Origin of the sequence: Paenibacillus sp. (assembly GCF_035645195.1) — a bacterium.
Lineage (GTDB): Bacteria > Bacillota > Bacilli > Paenibacillales > YIM-B00363 > Paenibacillus_AE.
Genome location: NZ_DASQNA010000007.1, coordinates 151,879 through 167,911, shown reverse-complemented (window position 1 = coordinate 167,911; position 16,033 = coordinate 151,879). Strand labels below are relative to the sequence as shown.

Sequence of the window (16,033 nt, the reverse complement as noted above, 5' to 3'; positions counted from 1 at the left end):
CTGCCGGCGCCTGCCGCCTACGTCTCCTCCTGTCTCATGAAAATAAAGTTGTAGACTGAGTAAATAAAGTGTTAGACCGTGAAAATAAAGTTCTAGACTGGCAGCGGTGGCGTTAAGCTAACTGGGCAGTAGTGCGGTTTCGACGAGGAGAGAGCAATTATGGAACTATATCGGTTTGACAGAGGAGTTTCCAAGCCAATTTATGCGTTTAACTCTTTGCAAGCTTCGATCACGCCGATCGTGAGAAGTGAGCATTCTTTTCAGGTTGGTTGCATTCATCTGGGTGAGGAAGGTGTTATAGGCTACCATCAAGCAACAAACCCGCAACTGTTCCTTGTTATTCAAGGCGAGGGCTTTGTAACAGGGGAAGATCGTGTCAAAGTTCCGATAAAATCAGGTCAAGCAGCTTTCTGGACGGAAGGTGAGTGGCACGAATCAGGCTCAAAGATGGGTATGACTGTTGTCATAATTGAATCTTCTCAACTTAACCCAAGCCAGTTAATGAAACATTTGAAGTGATGCTTGTCATTGAACCACCATCGGGGACAAGAGCGCAGCGGCGGACCAATCAACCGCTACGTTTCGTTAACGGGCCTAGCCATTGAACAAACGGGCAGGATATTTGAATGATTTCAAAGAAATAGAATGCAAGGAAACTTGGAGTATGAAAAATTACATTAGTGAAGGGATGAATTATGGCATCAGAGGAGAAGTTTCATGTAATAAGTGCAAAGTATCAGGGATGGGAAAACGAGGGCGAGGATTTTTATTTTCCAGTAAATTTTTACAGTAAAGAAGAAGCCATTGCACAATTTGTATCTGTAGAAAAATTTACAGTAAGAAACAACAGAATAGTGCCTTACACAGCATATGAATATGATGGAAATACGTTTTATACAATTATTTATAGAGGCATTGTTGATGAAAGTGAACTTAAGTATTATTGAATTCTAATCAAGCCGAAAGAACGTCCTTGGAAACTTTAAGCTAACGGAGACAAGAGTGTAGCGATGGAGCCGTCCATCGCTGTTTTTCTTTCCGGCCGACCGCTCAACTATCTGGGCAGTTATGTTGCATACAAAGAAAAGGGCATACTTGATGAAAAGAATCAATAAGGGGTTCAGAAGTTTGAATAAATGGAAAAAAATATTGCTTTTCATGCTGTTGATAATAAGTCTTGGTTTAAACGTATGGCACGCCATAGACAAGAAAGATCAGATTAACAAATCATTTACCAAGTACCAATCGGAACTGGTTCGTGCAACCAATGCTTTCAGCGAAAGCTTCAAAATTGATGCGGACCAAAAATATCACTATCGAGTCGCATCAAATGAGGCTTTGGCTTCGGCGGAGGCGGTTTTTTCAAGATTGGGGGACATCGACCCAAACTTTGCTTATGATGCCAGCGGTAAGGTGTATTATGTGATTCCTTACGAGATGCGCTGGCTTTTAACAATGTACTGGAGTAAACCGACGGATGAACAAGTGGCAGGAAAGATTAATGAAATCCTCCAAATATACGCTAAGCACTTACAAGCAGTCAGGGTTCAGGACCCCAACTCTGTAAGAAATATCTATATTGATATTCGTCATGAGATTGAAAAAGAAGGACTTCTACAAGGAGACATTGACCTTCCACCAAGCCTTTATTAATTACGCTATCGGGGACGTTTGTTGAATGACAACAGCGGCGGTCTAAGACTTTATTTTTTAAGTCTTGGACCGCCGCTGCTTCTTTAATGGATCAGTCTACAACTAATTTTTTAAAAGCTGACGGATTCTTCAACTCAAAAACGCGCTAATTCAACGACTCCAGTCCAACACTTTATACCTCCGGCTCGGGCGCCGCGCCGCTCAACACCACGGCGCGCGCTTCCGCGTCCCAATGCACGGTCCAGCCGGCGAGCACCGCCATATCCCGCAGCGGCACCATAAGGGCGCCGTTCACGAGGCGCGCCGGCGAGGCGAGCGCGGCTTCTTCGCCGTCGACGAGCGCCGTCGGCGCGCCCGGCTGCAGCGCGATGACGCTCGACTCGAAGACGACGGTCGCCGTGCGCGCGGCGGCATCCCACTGCACCGTGCCGCCGAGCAGCTCGAAGCATTCGCGCAGCGGCAAGTACGTAACCCCGCGGTACACAAGCATCGTCCGCCGCAGCTCGTACGCCGCGCCGTCGATCAGCAGCGAGGCGGGGAACGGACGCAGCAACTCGTACCCGTGCTTCGCGGCCAGCTTTTCGAAGGAAAGCTCCGACGACGTGATGACGACCTTCGTGCCGACGGCGATTTGTTCGAACAGCCACTCGATATCGTCGTTATGCATCCGAATGCATCCGGCGCTTACGTATTTCCCGATCGAGGAGGGGTTGCTGTTGCCGTGGATCGCATACGTCGTCCCTTCGGTTTTCCCGACCCGAAGCCCCAGCCAGCGGCGCCCGAGCGGATTGGCGGGGTCTCCTCCGGGAATTTTCTCCTTATAGTAAGGGCGATCGATGATCTTATTCACGATCGGGAAAGTCCCTTCGGGCGTTAGCTCCTTGGTCCTGCCCGTCGCGACGGGAAACACGCGTTCCAACGCGCCGTCTCGGAAATAAGCGAGCTCGTTCGTCGATTTGTTGACGATCAGCAGGGCATCGTTCGAGGAAACGCCGGTCGAGCCGAGGGCCGGGGCGGCCAGGCCGAACAGCGCGATAAGCAGCGCCATTGCCGCGGCGATCGAGACGCTGCGGCGAATTGTCGATAAAATCAAATCGGCACCTCCATATATTGGTAAGCGGGCGGCCTTAACCAATATATCGAGGGGCGCTTGGACTTTATGCCTACTCCTTGAGCCGGCGGCAGCCGCCGGAAAGCCCGGCATGCAAGAGCCTAAGCTGGCCGGCCGGAGCTGCAGCAAATTCCGCCAACGAACCGGGAGCTCTGTCCACTCCCCGCTGTCCGGAAGGACATAGCATAATGGGAGCACTTCACTTTTCAGCGGATAGAGGAGGCCTCGACATGGCGATTTCGAAGCAGAAGGCTGCAAGCCTGACAGGAAAACGGGTGTACGCCCAAAAGCGCGACGGCACGGTCGTCAGCGGAAAGCTGGTTCGCATACAAGGGGACCGCATTTATTTGCAGCAAAACGGCGGGAAAAAAGTGAAAACGAAAGCGATTCTTCCTTTGGCGCTGTTCGATTTGCTCGCCATCGGAACGTCGCCGTACGTGTACGGTCCGTATCCCTACGGCGGCTATCCGTACGGGTACGGTTACGGCCACGGGTACGGCCACGGGTACCATCCCGGCCATTATTACTAAGCCCTGAAAGACCTAAAGAGCCGTCCCCATCGCGCAGGCGAGGGAACGGCTCTTGGCGTTGCGAAGCGCTGTTCAAGCGTTTCGTCAGCGGGTAAGCTGGTCAAGTAGGGTAAATGTCGTCGGCATGCTCGTACCGCAGCTTCTCCGAAGCGATTTTCCCGCTTTCCTTGAATGCGGGCTGCTCCTGTTTCAACTGGAGATCGTTCTCGTTGCTTTCTTTCGCGGAGGTGGCGGGCGCCGATTTCGTCTCCGCCGTCATGTCGTCCGCTCGTTCGTTCGCGGGTTTCATCGCCATGGGAAGTTCGTCCTTTCTACATGTGGGGATGTTTCTCGGTGGATTTTGCCCAACCCGACCGGCGCGTATTCCCGGGCCGGAACAGTAGGTATGTTTCGCCTCGGTTCCCCCTATAATGCTAGTAGCTTTGACTCGAAGTGGGGGATCGGAATGGAACGACGGACGGGGGTTCCGGGTTGGGCGGCGGGATGGACGCTGACAGGCGCGGCGATCGTCGCATTAGCCTCGGCGCTGCATCCGCTCACGTTGGATCCGTGGCATGCGGACTTGCCGATCCGGTTCATCGCCGAGCGCCGTACGCAGTGGGTGTGGGACCATGCGCTGATGGCCGTCGGCATCGTCTTATGGTTAGGCGGGCTCGCGATCGGCTTCGGGCACGAAGGCCGGACGAGGCCGCTTTCTTTCGCCGCCGCCGCGCTCTCCGTCTGCTCGATCGCGATGTGGCTGACCGCGCTGTCGATCGAGCTCGGCGGCTTGCCGATCGCGGTAGACCGCATCGACGCTCATGAACATGCCGGAACGCTCGCCGCCAGCTTATTCGCGAACGGCTTGCTGCTCGGGTATTTCGCCATGATTCCGGCGTGGCTGGCGGTCGCGCTCGGCTCCGGGACGACATGGGGGGCGCTGAGCGGCGCGCTCGGCATCGCCGGCATCGTCTTCACGCTGTTCCAACCGATCGCATGGGTGCTCGCGCTGACATCGGCACTGCCTTTCGGGTGGACGATACTCGCGGCTTGGCGCTGGAGATCATACAACAAAACGAACCGGTAGGAAGCTATCCGCTTTCCTGCCGGTTCGTGTTTACGGGAACTCACCTTCCGGCGATCCCCTTATTAAAGGCATAAGAAGCCAGCTGCACCCGGTTTTGGAGATGCAGCTTTTCCAAAAGATGTTTAATATGCGTCTTCACCGTATTTTCCGTAATGCAAAGCTGCTCGGCGATCTGTTTGTTCGTATTGCCGTGCGCGATGTACGCCAGAATCTCTTTCTCTCGCTCCGTCAACAGATGATCGTCTTGCTGCCCTTTGCTCTCCCGGAATTGGTACAGCATTTTTCCGGCCATTTCTCTGGAAACATCGTCCTTGCCCTCGAACAGCGAATCCAAATAATCGATCCAATGGTCCGGCTCCATATTTTTCAGCAGATACCCTTGCGCTCCGAACTGAATGGCGGCGAACAGATCGGCGACATCGTCGGAAACGCTCAGAATAACGATTTTGATCAAGGGAAATTGCTGTTTGATGCGGCGCGTCGTTTCCAGACCGTTCATGCCGGGCATGTTGATATCCATGAGAATCAAATCGGGCAGGAGCTGACCGCTAAGCTCGCATGCCTCCGCCCCATTGGCGGCCTCGCCGACGACGAGATACCGGGGGGAGAGCTCTAGAATCGATTTCACGGCGTTTCGCGCCAAAGGATGATCGTCGACGATCAGCACGCGATACGGATTCATTTGGCGGATCCCCCTCTGCGCCCATGGATGAACATCGTCGTGCCTTGCCCTTCCGCGGAGGAGAGGGCGATCGACGCTCCGATGCCTTTCACTCTTTCGTTGATCAGCGTCAAGCCGTAGGAGTTGCCGGCGGGGGAAGCCGGAGGAAGCCCCTCCCCGTTGTCCTTGATCGTCAACGACCATTCGTTCGGGTCGGTCGCGAACCGGATTTCCGTTCGCGTCGCGCGGGCATGCTTTCGTATATTCGTGAACGCCTCCTGCACGATGCCGAACAACAGCACTTCTTCCGCTATGCTGAAGTAACGCTCCTCGACCCGAAGGTCCTCCGCCACCTCGATCCCCGTGACGGTTTGCCATTCGGCCAGCCATTTGCGGAGCCGAGCGGGCAGGGAGCCGGCCTCTTCGGGTTTGGAACGAAGGTTGAATATCGCTTGGCGCAAATTCTGATCGATTTCGGCGACGGCCGCCCTCGCCTCGTCCAGCTCCCCTTTTTTCAGCTTCACATTCAGAAAAAATAACGTCTGCGCGATATTATCGTGCAGCTCGCTCGCGAGACGCTCCCTTTCCTCGTAAACGGCGCGCTCGGTTTGGGCGGCGGCGAGACGCTCGTTCATCCGTTCGATCTTTCGGAACATCCACGTCGCGAACAAGTACGACAAGATCAGAGAAATGATCGTGATATACACGTTGCCCGCTTCCATGGACAAATGCGCAAGCAGCCAATCGTGCCGAAGAAACTCGAACCCGCCGATGATGACAGGCGGGAGCAGGATGGTCAGCAGTTTTAGAGTTCGGTATGTCAAGGAAACAACTCCCCCCGGGAATTCAAACGCGTATGCTACATTTTACCGTCCGCAGCCGACCCGAAAATCACCCGTTCGGGTGATTTCCGTTTCGAAGCGCCGCGATATACTTGTGCAGGGAACGTCGTTCAAGAACAAGTATATCAAAAACCTTGGGGCAGCCCGAATCGGATAGAGGGAAGCAGGGAGAGAATGCAAATGATGAAAAAGGCAGCGTGCCTCTTAGCGGGGAGCGTCGCCGCGCTCGCGTTATTCGCGGGGACGGCCGTCGCGCATGTCACGGTATGGCCCAAAGAAGCGAACCCGGGAGCGTACGAAAAGTTTACGGTGCGCGTCCCGAGCGAGGCGGAGGACACCCCGACCGTGAAAGTCGAAGTGCGCATTCCGGAAGAAGTGAACATATCGAGAGTCGAACCGAAACCGGGGTGGACGTACACCTTGACGAGAGATGCGGAGGATAAAGTGACCGGCATCGCTTGGACGGCGGAAGGCCAGGGGCTGCTGGCGACGGAGTTCGCGGAGTTCAACGTCTCCGGGAAAATCGCCGACGATGCGGAAGCGTTGATTTGGGAAGCCCATCAGTACTATGGAGACGGGAGCGTCGTGGCATGGGCCGGACCGTCGGATTCGGATCTGCCCGCATCGGTGACGACCATCGTTCCAAGCGAGAATGCAGGCGGCTATGACGAACGGGAAGGATCGCTTTCGCTGACCTTGTCGATCGTCGCCGTCGTGCTAGGGGCTCTATCCTTGGCGATATCTTTAAGGAAAGGCCGACCGGCCAAAACATCATGAAGAGGCGAGAGGAAATATGAAACGAATCGCAATAATGATCGTGCTGCTGTCGATGCTGTTCCCTGCCGGAGCGTTCGCCCATGCGACCCTGAAGCATGCTGCGCCGGGCGACCAAGAGGTCGTGACGCAGCCGTTGACGGAAATCGTATTGGAATTTAACTCGAGAATCGAAAATTTGAGCACGTTGGCGCTTCTTGACGGTCAGGGGCAGGAAATTCCCGTGCAGACGTCCGTCGGCAAGACGACGCTGACCGGGACGCTTCAGGAGCCGCTGTCGAGCGGACAGTACCAAGTGATCTACAATATCGTGGCGGCGGACGGCCATCGCATCGAGAAGGAGTATTCGTTCACGGTAGACCTTCCTGTGCAAGAGGAAACGACGGCTCCGGAAGATAGCGCAGCGACGGAGGAAGGCGCCGAGACGCCTCAAGCGGAACGGCAGCCGTCCGAACCCGAACCTGCGCAAGAGCCGAGCGGGGATAACAGCTTGTACTACTATTTAGGCGCAGGCGCCATCTTGTTCATCGTCGCGCTCGCGTTCGTAAGACGGAAGAAATGAGAAAAGCTGCCTTCGCGCATTGCCGAAGGCAGCTTTTTACTATAAAAATCGTCGATGATGCTTTTTCCCGTCGTACGTGAAGACGATTTTCTTATCCTCGACCATCGTCTCGAGATGGACCGTGCGCCCCCACAGCTGATGCACGTACGGGAGCGTGCGCTCCAAATATTTCACATCGAGCTCGACCCCGTCGAACTCGTGCTTGAGGTACAGCTCGCCGTTCGTAATATAGTCTCCGTCGTACACGCGGATGACCGGGAAGCCGCCGTTGACGCGCGAGGCGACGAGCTGGTCGCGAACGCGCTCCCACGATTTGTCGGTAATGAGCCATTCCTGCCCGCGCTTCTCGAACACGTACAGGTCGAGCTCGTCGACAAGTTCCTTCGTTAAGTAGTTCCGGAGGAACGACTGGTCGGAGTTCAGCTCCCGCACCTCGAACATGTACTCCCGGCCGAACCGTTTCTCGATATCCTCGAATATTTTGTACCCGAGGTAATACGGGTTGAGCTGATGACGGGACGGCACGACGACCGACGAGTTGAGCTTCGAGTACTCGATCGTCTCCTCCGGCGTCAGGTCGAGCTCTCGCAGAATGCGGATGTGCCAGTAGGAAGCCCAGCCTTCGTTCATGATTTTCGTCTCGATCTGCGGCCAGAAATAGAGCATTTCCTCGCGCATGACGGTGAGGATGTCGCGCTGCCACGGCTCGAGCCCGCGCGCGTACTGCTCGATGAACCAGAGCAAATCTTTCTCCGGCTCCGGCGGGAAGCGCTTCTTCTCCGGCTCTTCGGCCGCGTTGCGCTTCGCTTCCTCGTCGAGCTCCCACAGGTCGTCGTACGGCGAATCCGGCTCCGTCGACTTCGCCGCGGAAGCCGCCGCGTCCTTGCGCACCGCCTCCGGGCGGATCGGCCGCGTGAGGCTCGGGTCGATATGCTCCTGGATGCCGAGCACCGCGTCGAGGAACCGCTCGACCGCGTCGGTGCCGTACTCGATCTCGTAGCTGCGGATGCGCTCCGCCGTCGCCGCCATGCTCTCGACCATGTCGCGGTTCGTGCGGGAGAAGCGGACGTTGTTCTTGAAGAAATCGCAGTGACCGAGCACGTGCGCGACGATCAGCTTGTTCTGGATGAGCGAGTTGCCGTCGAGCAGGAACGCGTAGCACGGGTTCGAGTTGATGACGAGCTCGTAAATTTTCGAAAGGCCGAGGTCGTAGTGCGTCTTCATGCGATGGAAGCTTTTGCCGAAGCTCCAGTGGCTGAACCGGGTCGGCATGCCGTACGCCCCGAACGTGTAGATGATGTCCGCGGGGCAAATTTCGTAGCGCATCGGGTAGAAATCAAGCCCGAAATTCCGCGCGATGTCCGTAATTTCTTCGATCGCCGCTTCCAGCTGTTTTTGTTCCTCTGCGAGCATCGATTGCCTTACCCCCCCGCGGTCTCCTTTTTGCCGAAAAACGAACGCAGCGCCTTCAGCACTTCGCCCTTCTCCTTAATGATGCTGTACATGAAGCCGGGCTCGCCGATGTTGCGGTACGCGGACATGAGCGTGCTGCTTCGATTGTACTGGTTCACTTCGCCGTAGCCGAACAAATTGCTCCGCTTCAGCAGCTCTTTGATGAGCTTCACGCAGCGCTCGTTGTCGCTCGTCAGATTGTCGCCGTCGGAGAAGTGGAACGGGTAGATGTTGTATTGCGACGGCGGGTATTTCGTGTCGATCAGCTCGAGCGCCTTCTGGTACGCGGACGAACAGATCGTGCCGCCGCTTTCGCCCTTCGTGAAAAACTCTTCTTCGGTGACGACTCTCGCTTCGGTGTGGTGGGCGATGAACACGATTTCTACATGCTCGTATTTGCGGCGCAGGAAGCGGGTCATCCAGAAGAAAAAGCTGCGCGCGCAGTATTTCTCGAAGGAGCCCATCGAGCCGGACGTATCCATCATCGCGATGATGAGGGCGCTGGACTCCGGCTTTTGGATCGTCTCCCACGTCTTGAACCGCAGGTCGTCGGGCGTAATGCCGCCGAAGCCGCGGACGCCGCGCGTCGCGTTGCGCTTCAAGTTCTCGAGCAAAGTGCGCTTGCGGTCGATGTTGCTCATCATGCCCTTCTTGCGCACGTCGGTGAAGCGGATATGCTCGGTCTGGACGATCTGCTTCTCTTTCCGCTTCAGGTCCGGCAGCTCCCAATCCTCGAACAGGACGTTCTCGAGCTCCTCCATGTCGACTTCGGCCTCGTACACGTCATCGCCGGGCTTGTCGCCGGCGCCGCCCTCGCCGCTGCCTTGCTGCGCCGGCTGCGGGTCGCGCCCGAGCACGTCGCCGACCTTGCTGTCGCCGTCGCCTTGGCCGACGTGCTTGCTCTTGGTGTAGTTGAAGCGGAAGCGGAATTCGTCGAGGCTCTTGATCGGAACCCGCACTTGCTTCCGGCCGTCCGACAAAATGATGCTCTCGTCGGACACGATGTCGGACAGGTTCCGTTTTAACGCGTCTTTCACGCGCTGCTGATGCCGGGATTGGTCTTCGTACCCTTTGCGGTGGAGCGACCAATCCTCCCGGGAAACGATAAATAACGGCTCCGTCATCGATGCACCCCCGTCGATTGGGTCTTGTAAATCAATATATGCGGGGGGGACGGGGGTGATGAATGGGGAAGGCGCGATTCGTTATTGTCCGATCATCTCGCGGTATTTGCCCGGCGTCATGCCTTCGAGCCGCTTAAAGACGCGAATAAATCCGATATCGGTTGCGTAGCCGACTTTGTTCGCGACCTGCAGGAGGGTTAGGCTCGGATCGGAGAGATAGCGCTTGGCTTCCTCCATCCGCTTCTCCATAATATAATCGGTTAAATTCATACCGTTTTGTTTTTTGAAGAAGGTCGATACATACTGCGGGGAGAGCCCGAAGTGCGTACTGATCGAGGTGAGGCTCAGACCGTTCTCGGAGGCGTGCTGCGCGATATAGGCCCGGATCTCGTCGTTAAGCTGCGAGCTCTGTCCGCTTCTCGCTTCAAGTACATTGTCGCAAATAATCTTGCACAGCTCCTGAATGTTGCGCAGCATTTCGCGCGCGGAGGTGCAGCTCATAATATGCTTCACGGGATCGGTCCCCCCGAATGCATCCCGTTCGTCGATCTTGAGCGCGCCGAGCACCTTCATGACTGTGCTGAGCAGGTCGAAGAACAAGCATTTACCCATCTCCGGCGTGAGGCCGAGGGAAACGATGTTATGCTCGTATAATTCATTCAGAAGCTCGGCGGCCTGATCGTATTTCCCGCTTTTCAGATAGCCCATCAACTGGATTTCCGTTTCGATCGGGTAATGGTAATAGGCCGTCTCCAGCTTCACCAGATCGTCGAAATAAATAACGGAATTGATGCCGTGGATAATCCGGTAATCCAGCGCGCTGAGCGCTTCTTCATAGCAAAGCTTGACCGAGCTGACGCCTTGATGGATCGAGCTGGTGGCGACCGTAATCTTCAAGCGGAACCGGTTCTCGATCACTTGCTTCAAATCGTCGATGAGCTCCGCTCTAGCTTTTTTCGCAGCCTCCGAAGGGCCCTCTACGCTGAGCAGAACGGCCAGCCGGTTAATGTCGGTTTCGACCACATAGCCGTTGTCGCCGATTAATTCGGTATTCAGATTCATTAAGACAAACCGGACAAGCGCCCATTCCTCCTCGCTATCGCTGCGCCCGAATTCCGTATGATCGTCCACCTCGAAGAGCAGCACGCAGAAATACTCTGTCGGAAAGCGGACGCCCATGTAGTCGAACGTGCTTTCCTGCAGATCGTTCGGGTCGATCTGCCCCTTCAAGAGACGGGTCAGAAAGTGCGCCCGAACGACGGGCAGATGGCCGCGAAGCTTCTGCTGCAGCTCTTCGCTCTCCAGCATCTTCTGCTTGATGGAGGATTGAATGAATTCATAGTCGTTTCCGCCCGGCGCCGGTTTTCCTTTCCCGCTAAGCAGCGTCTCCACAATGTTCCTGATCGGGCTGTAGCTGCGGTAGGCCATCCATAGCGCTGCGCCCGTACCGGCCAGCAGAACGACGACGAGCAGCGTGAACGCCCACCCCTTGAGCTCGTTCACCCGGCGCAGTACGAGCTCCTCCGGCATGATCGACACATATCTCCAGCCGCTATCGCCCCGCGTGTAGGAAAGCATCATGTTCCGACCGTCCATGCGATAGCTCTCGTAATGACTGCCTGCATCCGTTTTGTAGATAATATCGCGGGGCAGCTCGCTTTGCGGGGCGGACAGCAGCACTTGACCGGCATCGTTCACGATAAAGATCGAGCCTTCGCCGGCCCAATCCGTACGCTTCAAGATATTGAAAATTTGCTGTTCGCCGATTTGGACGACGAGGGTCGCACGGCCGTTATCCATTTCGCCGAGGGGCAGAGTAAAGGCGCAGGTGATGACGTTCTTCGGTATGGCGGTATCCATGACGGCGGCCGACGGCCAGCAGGTTCTGTAGTGGGAGCCGGTGAAGAACCGATCCCGCGCCTCCTCGGCGGTCAGGTCCCGATAGGGTGAGATGTGGGTCAAAAATGTATTTGTATCCGTTTTCAGCGTTGGTGTGAGAATGACATCCGTTTTGTCGAGCCGGATAAAGAAGTTGTCCACGATATCGTCGCCGAAGCGCATGTTGCGGAGAGCGGTGACCGCCTCCGAATATTCCAAATAACGCTCGCCGTCATTCAAATTCCAGAGCGTTTGGAGCTTGGGATGGGTGGAGATTTGGGAGACGAGCCGGTCGATGTCCTGCATCTGGTTCTCTAAAATTTCGCCTGCTTGCTCCAACAAGGCAAGATTGGACCGGTTCGCATTTTGAACCATCGTTTTCTCCACATTGGCATAGAGAAAGACGAAGATCGTAACGGGAATAAGCAAAATGAGGAAGTAGGACAGCCAAAGGGTGAGGAATACATTTTTCCGGCGTTTCAGCAACTCCGCTCCTCCTTTGCGACCTTTTGTGATCCATGATCGTTCAAATCTTGAATGTGATAAATATGGGTGCGATTTTAACACAATCCAGACGCTTAGACAATCATCGCAGGCGGAATGCGAAGAACAGTTTACCCGATTATACCGGTTTATCCCGGGATGTGAAGATCGGTTAGTCTTCAAGGGCAAGAGATTATGGGCAGAGGTGCCCGCATGCTCTATAGTGAAAGGGCGAGGGAGCTCACTCGTAACTATCCGAAGGAGGGTCAACTCCGTGGTGAACAAATACAAACCCGCATCCTCGATCGCCATCCTTACCCTATTGACCGTTATTATGAGTGCTTGTACGGGCGGTTCGAATACGAACGATACGAACGACTCGTCGAACGCGGCCGATCAGCCGCCTTCCGAGCAGACGCAAGATGAACTTAAGGCGCAGGCGGAGTACCCCGAATCGATCACCTACTGGACGGCGCTCAACTCGAACGTGGCGGCGACGATGAAAAGCTACAATGAAATCGCCGCTTATCGGGAGCTGGAGAAAATCACCGGCACGAAGGTGGAGTTTCAGCATCCGCCGGTCGGACAGGAAAAAGATCAGTTCAACCTGATGCTGGCCTCGGGCAAGCTTCCGGACGTCATCGAATACAACTGGAACGCCGCACCCAAAGGCGCGGACAGCCTGATCAAGGAAAAACGAATTATCCGCTTGAACGAGCTGATCGAACAGCACGCGCCGAACTTGACCAAGCTTCTGAACGAAAGGCCGGATCTGCGCAAGCTGATCACGACCGACGAAGGCAATATTTACGTGATGCCCTATTTACTTGGAGACGAGAAGCTGTCCGTCGTGAACGGCCCGGCCGTCCGGAAGGACTGGCTGGATCAGCTCGGCCTCGAAATGCCGCAGACGTTAAGCGATTGGGAGAATGTCCTGACCGCCTTCCGCGATAAAGACCCGAACGGCAACGGGAAGAAAGACGAAATTCCTCTGCTGTTCACCATCAGCCCGAACCATGAAATCGAGCTCAGCCATATGCTTGTCGGCGCCTGGGGCATTACCAATGAATTTTACCAAGAAGACGGCAAAGTGAAGTTCGGTCCCATCGAGCCGGAGTACAAAGAATTTCTGGCGACCATGGCCAAATGGTACAAGGACGGACTCATCGACAAAGACTACGCGACGACCGATCCCAAGCTGAAGGACGCGAAGGTGACCGGTAACCAGGTCGGGATGATGAATGTATACGCCGGCAGCGGCATCGGCCGCTATATCCCGCTGCTTCAGGAGAGCAACCCGAGCGCTTCGCTCGCGGGCATTCCGTATCCGACAGCGAAAGAGGGCGAGAAAGCGCTCGGCCATTATACGTATCCGTTCACGGGCATCGGCGCCGCCATCAGCGTCACCGCGGACAATCCGGAGCAAATCGTGAAATGGCTCGATTATAAGTACGGCGAAGAGGGACATCTGCTGTTCAACTTCGGAATCGAAGGCGAAAGCTACAACATGGTCAACGGCTATCCGACCTATACCGATGCGATCCTGAACAATCCGGATAAGTTGCCGATTTCGCAGGCGATGGCGAAGTATTTCCTCGCTTCGTTCAGCGGTCCCTTCGTCCAGGATAAGCGCTACATCGAGCAGTTCTATAAGCTTCCCGAGCAGCGCGACGCGCAGCTGGCGTGGATGCAGGCGGATCACTCCAAGATTATGCCGCCGATCACGCTGACCGCAGAGGAGAGCTCGAAATCGGCTTCGATTATGAACGACATAAAAACGTACCGCGACGAAATGTTCAACAAATTCATCATGGGAGCCGAGCCGATCGAAAACTTCGATAAATTTGTGAACGTGATTAAGGAAATGGGCATTGAAGAGGCAATCAGCGCCCGTCAAGCTGCCCTTGACCGCTTCAACAACCGCGAATAGTTCGACTTGCCGGGGTTCGGCGGGGGCGAAGCCGCCCTCTTCCGCTCCCGCTGCGACCGGCATGCTCCGCGGAATCAGACAGGCAGGAGGGCTAACCCGTGTCCATCGTAATCCCAAAACAGGCCGAGGGAACCCCCAAGGTCGATAAGAATAGCTTTAAATACAGAGCTTTGCGCGACCTGGCCGCGAACAAATATGTGTATCTCATGCTGCTTCCGGTAGTCGCCTATTATTTAGTCTTTTATTACATGCCCATGTATGGATTGCAGATCGCGTTCAAGGACTTCTCGCCGGGGCTCGGGACATGGGAGAGTCCGTGGGTCGGCTTCAGGCATTTCCAGGACTTCTTCGACAGCTATTATTTCTGGCGGATTTTGCGCAACACGCTTCTGCTCAGCTTATACGAACTGCTCTTTGCGTTCCCGGCCTCGATCGTTCTCGCTCTGCTCCTGAACGAGCTCCGCAGCGCCGTATTCAAGCGGACCGTGCAGACGATCACTTATATGCCTCATTTTATATCCATTGTAGTAATCGCAGGCATGATGGTCGATTTTCTCGCCCGCGACGGGCTGATCAACAACGTGCTCGGCTGGTTCGGGGTGGAGCCGATCGCATTTTTGCAGGAAAGCGGCTGGTTCCGCACGATCTTTATTTCGTCCGGCATCTGGCAAAGCGTCGGCTGGGGCTCGATCATCTACCTGTCCGCGATATCCGGGATCGACCCGTCCTTGTACGAAGCGGCGAAGGTGGACGGCGCAAGCCGGTGGAAGCAGACGATCCATATCACGCTGCCCGGTATCGCCTCGACGGTTATCATCTTGTTGATCCTGCAGATCGGGAATTTCATGGCGGTCGGGACGGACAAAATTTTGCTTCTGTACAACAGCAGCACCTACGAAACCGCCGACGTCATCGGCACGTTCGTATACCGCAAAGGGATACTGGAATCCAATTTCAGCTACAGCGCGGCTGTAGGCTTGTTTAACTCCGTCATCAACTTCATTCTGCTCATAATGGCCAACGCCTTGAGCCGCCGCACAAGCGAAACAAAGCTGTGGTAGAGGAGGGTTTCGCGATCCATGAATCATCGGACTTGGGGAGAACAGCTGTTTGATTCGTTCAACGTCGTCTTTATGCTCGCGCTGTCGAGTATCACATTATATCCGTTCTGGTATATCCTGATCGCTTCCGTCAGCGATCCCTCATGGGTGGTGCAGACCCGAGGCCTCATTTGGTTCCCAGAAGGCTTTACGCTGGAGGCATACAGACTTGTCTTCGAGAATCCTTCCATCATGAGCGGGTATGTAAACACGATTCTGTATGTCGTCGCGGGAACCGCGCTCAATATCCTGATGACTTCGCTTGGGGCGTACGCCTTGTCCAGGCAGAACGTGATGTGGAAAAACCCGGTCATGTTTCTCATCGTGTTCACGATGTTCTTCAATGGCGGACTCATTCCGACGTACCTGCTCGTGGAAAGCATCGGGATGCTCGATACCCGGTGGGCGATGATCATTCCGAGCGCGATGAGCGCGTTCAACTTGATCATTATGCGGACCGCGTTTCAAGCCGTGCCGGTTAGCCTGGAGGAATCCGCCAAGCTGGACGGCGCGGGCGATTTTACCGTTCTGTTCCGGATTATCCTTCCGCTATCCATGCCGGTCGTCGCCGTCATGATCCTGTTCTACGGCGTAGCGCATTGGAACGGATGGTTTCATGCGCTTATTTACTTGCGCGACCGGGAGTTGTATCCGCTTCAATTGATTTTAAGGGAGATTCTCATTACGAACAGCACCGATTCGATGCTGACGGGCGCTGCGGGCGGGGACCGGATGCCGATCGGCGAAAGCATCAAATATGCAACCATCATCGTGGCGACCGTACCGATTCTGTGCCTGTATCCGTTTCTGCAGAAGTATTTCGTTAAGGGCGTCATGATCGGGGCTATTAAAGGCTGACAATTTCCA

Annotated in this window: 17 protein-coding genes; 10 read left to right on the top strand and 7 right to left on the bottom strand. The window is 55.2% G+C overall.

Going from position 1 to position 16,033, the window contains the following annotated elements:
* Positions 1-159 precede the first annotated feature (159 nt).
* The 3 genes from VE009_RS01865 (at position 160) to VE009_RS01855 (ending at position 1,653) form a co-directional block, all read left to right on the top strand.
* On the top strand, positions 160-519 hold the full coding sequence (locus tag VE009_RS01865; RefSeq protein WP_325005687.1) for a cupin: 360 nt from the start codon (positions 160-162) through the stop codon (positions 517-519).
* 176 nt (positions 520-695) lie between these two features.
* Positions 696-947 carry a hypothetical protein gene (locus tag VE009_RS01860; RefSeq protein ID WP_325005686.1) on the top strand — a complete coding sequence of 84 codons (252 nt, stop codon included), beginning with the start codon at positions 696-698 and terminating at the stop codon, positions 945-947.
* A gap of 181 nt (positions 948-1,128) precedes the next feature.
* Positions 1,129-1,653 (top strand): hypothetical protein, encoded by a 525-nt coding sequence (locus VE009_RS01855; protein WP_325005685.1) that lies wholly within the window; start codon positions 1,129-1,131, stop codon positions 1,651-1,653.
* A gap of 172 nt (positions 1,654-1,825) precedes the next feature.
* On the opposite strand, the gene VE009_RS01850 is transcribed toward VE009_RS01855, so the two are convergent.
* On the bottom strand, positions 1,826-2,746 hold the full coding sequence (locus tag VE009_RS01850) for a L,D-transpeptidase family protein (protein ID WP_325005684.1): 921 nt from the start codon (positions 2,744-2,746) through the stop codon (positions 1,826-1,828).
* 248 nt (positions 2,747-2,994) lie between these two features.
* Between VE009_RS01850 and VE009_RS01845 the strand changes: the two genes are divergently transcribed.
* Positions 2,995-3,294 (top strand): hypothetical protein, encoded by a 300-nt coding sequence (locus VE009_RS01845; RefSeq protein WP_325005683.1) that lies wholly within the window; start codon positions 2,995-2,997, stop codon positions 3,292-3,294.
* A gap of 100 nt (positions 3,295-3,394) precedes the next feature.
* On the opposite strand, the gene VE009_RS01840 is transcribed toward VE009_RS01845, so the two are convergent.
* The gene (locus VE009_RS01840; RefSeq protein ID WP_325005682.1) at positions 3,395-3,589 is read right to left on the bottom strand and encodes a hypothetical protein; all 195 of its coding nucleotides are present in this window, start codon (positions 3,587-3,589) and stop codon (positions 3,395-3,397) included.
* 150 nt (positions 3,590-3,739) lie between these two features.
* Here VE009_RS01840 and VE009_RS01835 point away from each other — a divergent pair, with 150 nt between their 5' ends.
* Positions 3,740-4,360: a hypothetical protein gene (locus VE009_RS01835; protein ID WP_325005681.1), complete on the top strand. Its 621-nt coding sequence runs from the start codon at positions 3,740-3,742 to the stop codon at positions 4,358-4,360.
* A 40-nt stretch (positions 4,361-4,400) separates the two neighbouring features.
* Here the strand turns inward: VE009_RS01835 and VE009_RS01830 are convergent, their stop codons facing one another.
* Together VE009_RS01830 and VE009_RS01825 are read right to left on the bottom strand one after the other, a co-directional pair.
* The gene (locus VE009_RS01830) at positions 4,401-5,042 is read right to left on the bottom strand and encodes a response regulator transcription factor (protein ID WP_325005680.1); all 642 of its coding nucleotides are present in this window, start codon (positions 5,040-5,042) and stop codon (positions 4,401-4,403) included.
* Positions 5,039-5,845, bottom strand: a complete 807-nt coding sequence (locus VE009_RS01825) for a sensor histidine kinase (protein ID WP_325005679.1) — start codon at positions 5,843-5,845, stop codon at positions 5,039-5,041. Before VE009_RS01825 ends, VE009_RS01830 begins: the two co-directional genes overlap by 4 nt.
* A gap of 198 nt (positions 5,846-6,043) precedes the next feature.
* Here VE009_RS01825 and VE009_RS01820 point away from each other — a divergent pair, with 198 nt between their 5' ends.
* Complete coding sequence (locus VE009_RS01820) at positions 6,044-6,640, top strand: YcnI family protein (RefSeq protein ID WP_325005678.1); 597 nt, start codon at positions 6,044-6,046, stop codon at positions 6,638-6,640.
* Positions 6,641-6,656: 16 nt separating this feature from the next.
* Positions 6,657-7,199, top strand: coding sequence for a copper resistance CopC family protein (locus tag VE009_RS01815; RefSeq protein WP_325005677.1), 543 nt, complete (start codon positions 6,657-6,659; stop codon positions 7,197-7,199).
* 39 nt (positions 7,200-7,238) lie between these two features.
* Here the strand turns inward: VE009_RS01815 and VE009_RS01810 are convergent, their stop codons facing one another.
* The 3 genes from VE009_RS01810 to VE009_RS01800 all read right to left on the bottom strand — a co-directional run bounded on the left by VE009_RS01810 (position 7,239) and on the right by VE009_RS01800 (position 12,139).
* Positions 7,239-8,612, bottom strand: coding sequence for a SpoVR family protein (locus tag VE009_RS01810; protein ID WP_325005676.1), 1,374 nt, complete (start codon positions 8,610-8,612; stop codon positions 7,239-7,241).
* Between the two features lie 8 nt (positions 8,613-8,620).
* The gene (gene yhbH, locus VE009_RS01805) at positions 8,621-9,775 is read right to left on the bottom strand and encodes a sporulation protein YhbH (RefSeq protein ID WP_325005675.1); all 1,155 of its coding nucleotides are present in this window, start codon (positions 9,773-9,775) and stop codon (positions 8,621-8,623) included.
* 81 nt (positions 9,776-9,856) lie between these two features.
* Entirely contained in the window at positions 9,857-12,139 is a 2,283-nt protein-coding gene (locus tag VE009_RS01800) for a helix-turn-helix domain-containing protein (protein WP_325005674.1), read from the bottom strand.
* 331 nt (positions 12,140-12,470) lie between these two features.
* On the opposite strand from VE009_RS01800, the gene VE009_RS01795 reads away from it, so the two are divergent.
* The 3 genes from VE009_RS01795 (at position 12,471) to VE009_RS01785 (ending at position 16,024) form a co-directional block, all read left to right on the top strand.
* Positions 12,471-14,066 (top strand): ABC transporter substrate-binding protein, encoded by a 1,596-nt coding sequence (locus tag VE009_RS01795; protein WP_414694763.1) that lies wholly within the window; start codon positions 12,471-12,473, stop codon positions 14,064-14,066.
* 98 nt (positions 14,067-14,164) lie between these two features.
* Complete coding sequence (locus VE009_RS01790) at positions 14,165-15,127, top strand: ABC transporter permease (protein ID WP_414694757.1); 963 nt, start codon at positions 14,165-14,167, stop codon at positions 15,125-15,127.
* Between the two features lie 18 nt (positions 15,128-15,145).
* Positions 15,146-16,024 carry a carbohydrate ABC transporter permease gene (locus tag VE009_RS01785; protein WP_325005672.1) on the top strand — a complete coding sequence of 293 codons (879 nt, stop codon included), beginning with the start codon at positions 15,146-15,148 and terminating at the stop codon, positions 16,022-16,024.
* Positions 16,025-16,033: the final 9 nt, after the last annotated feature.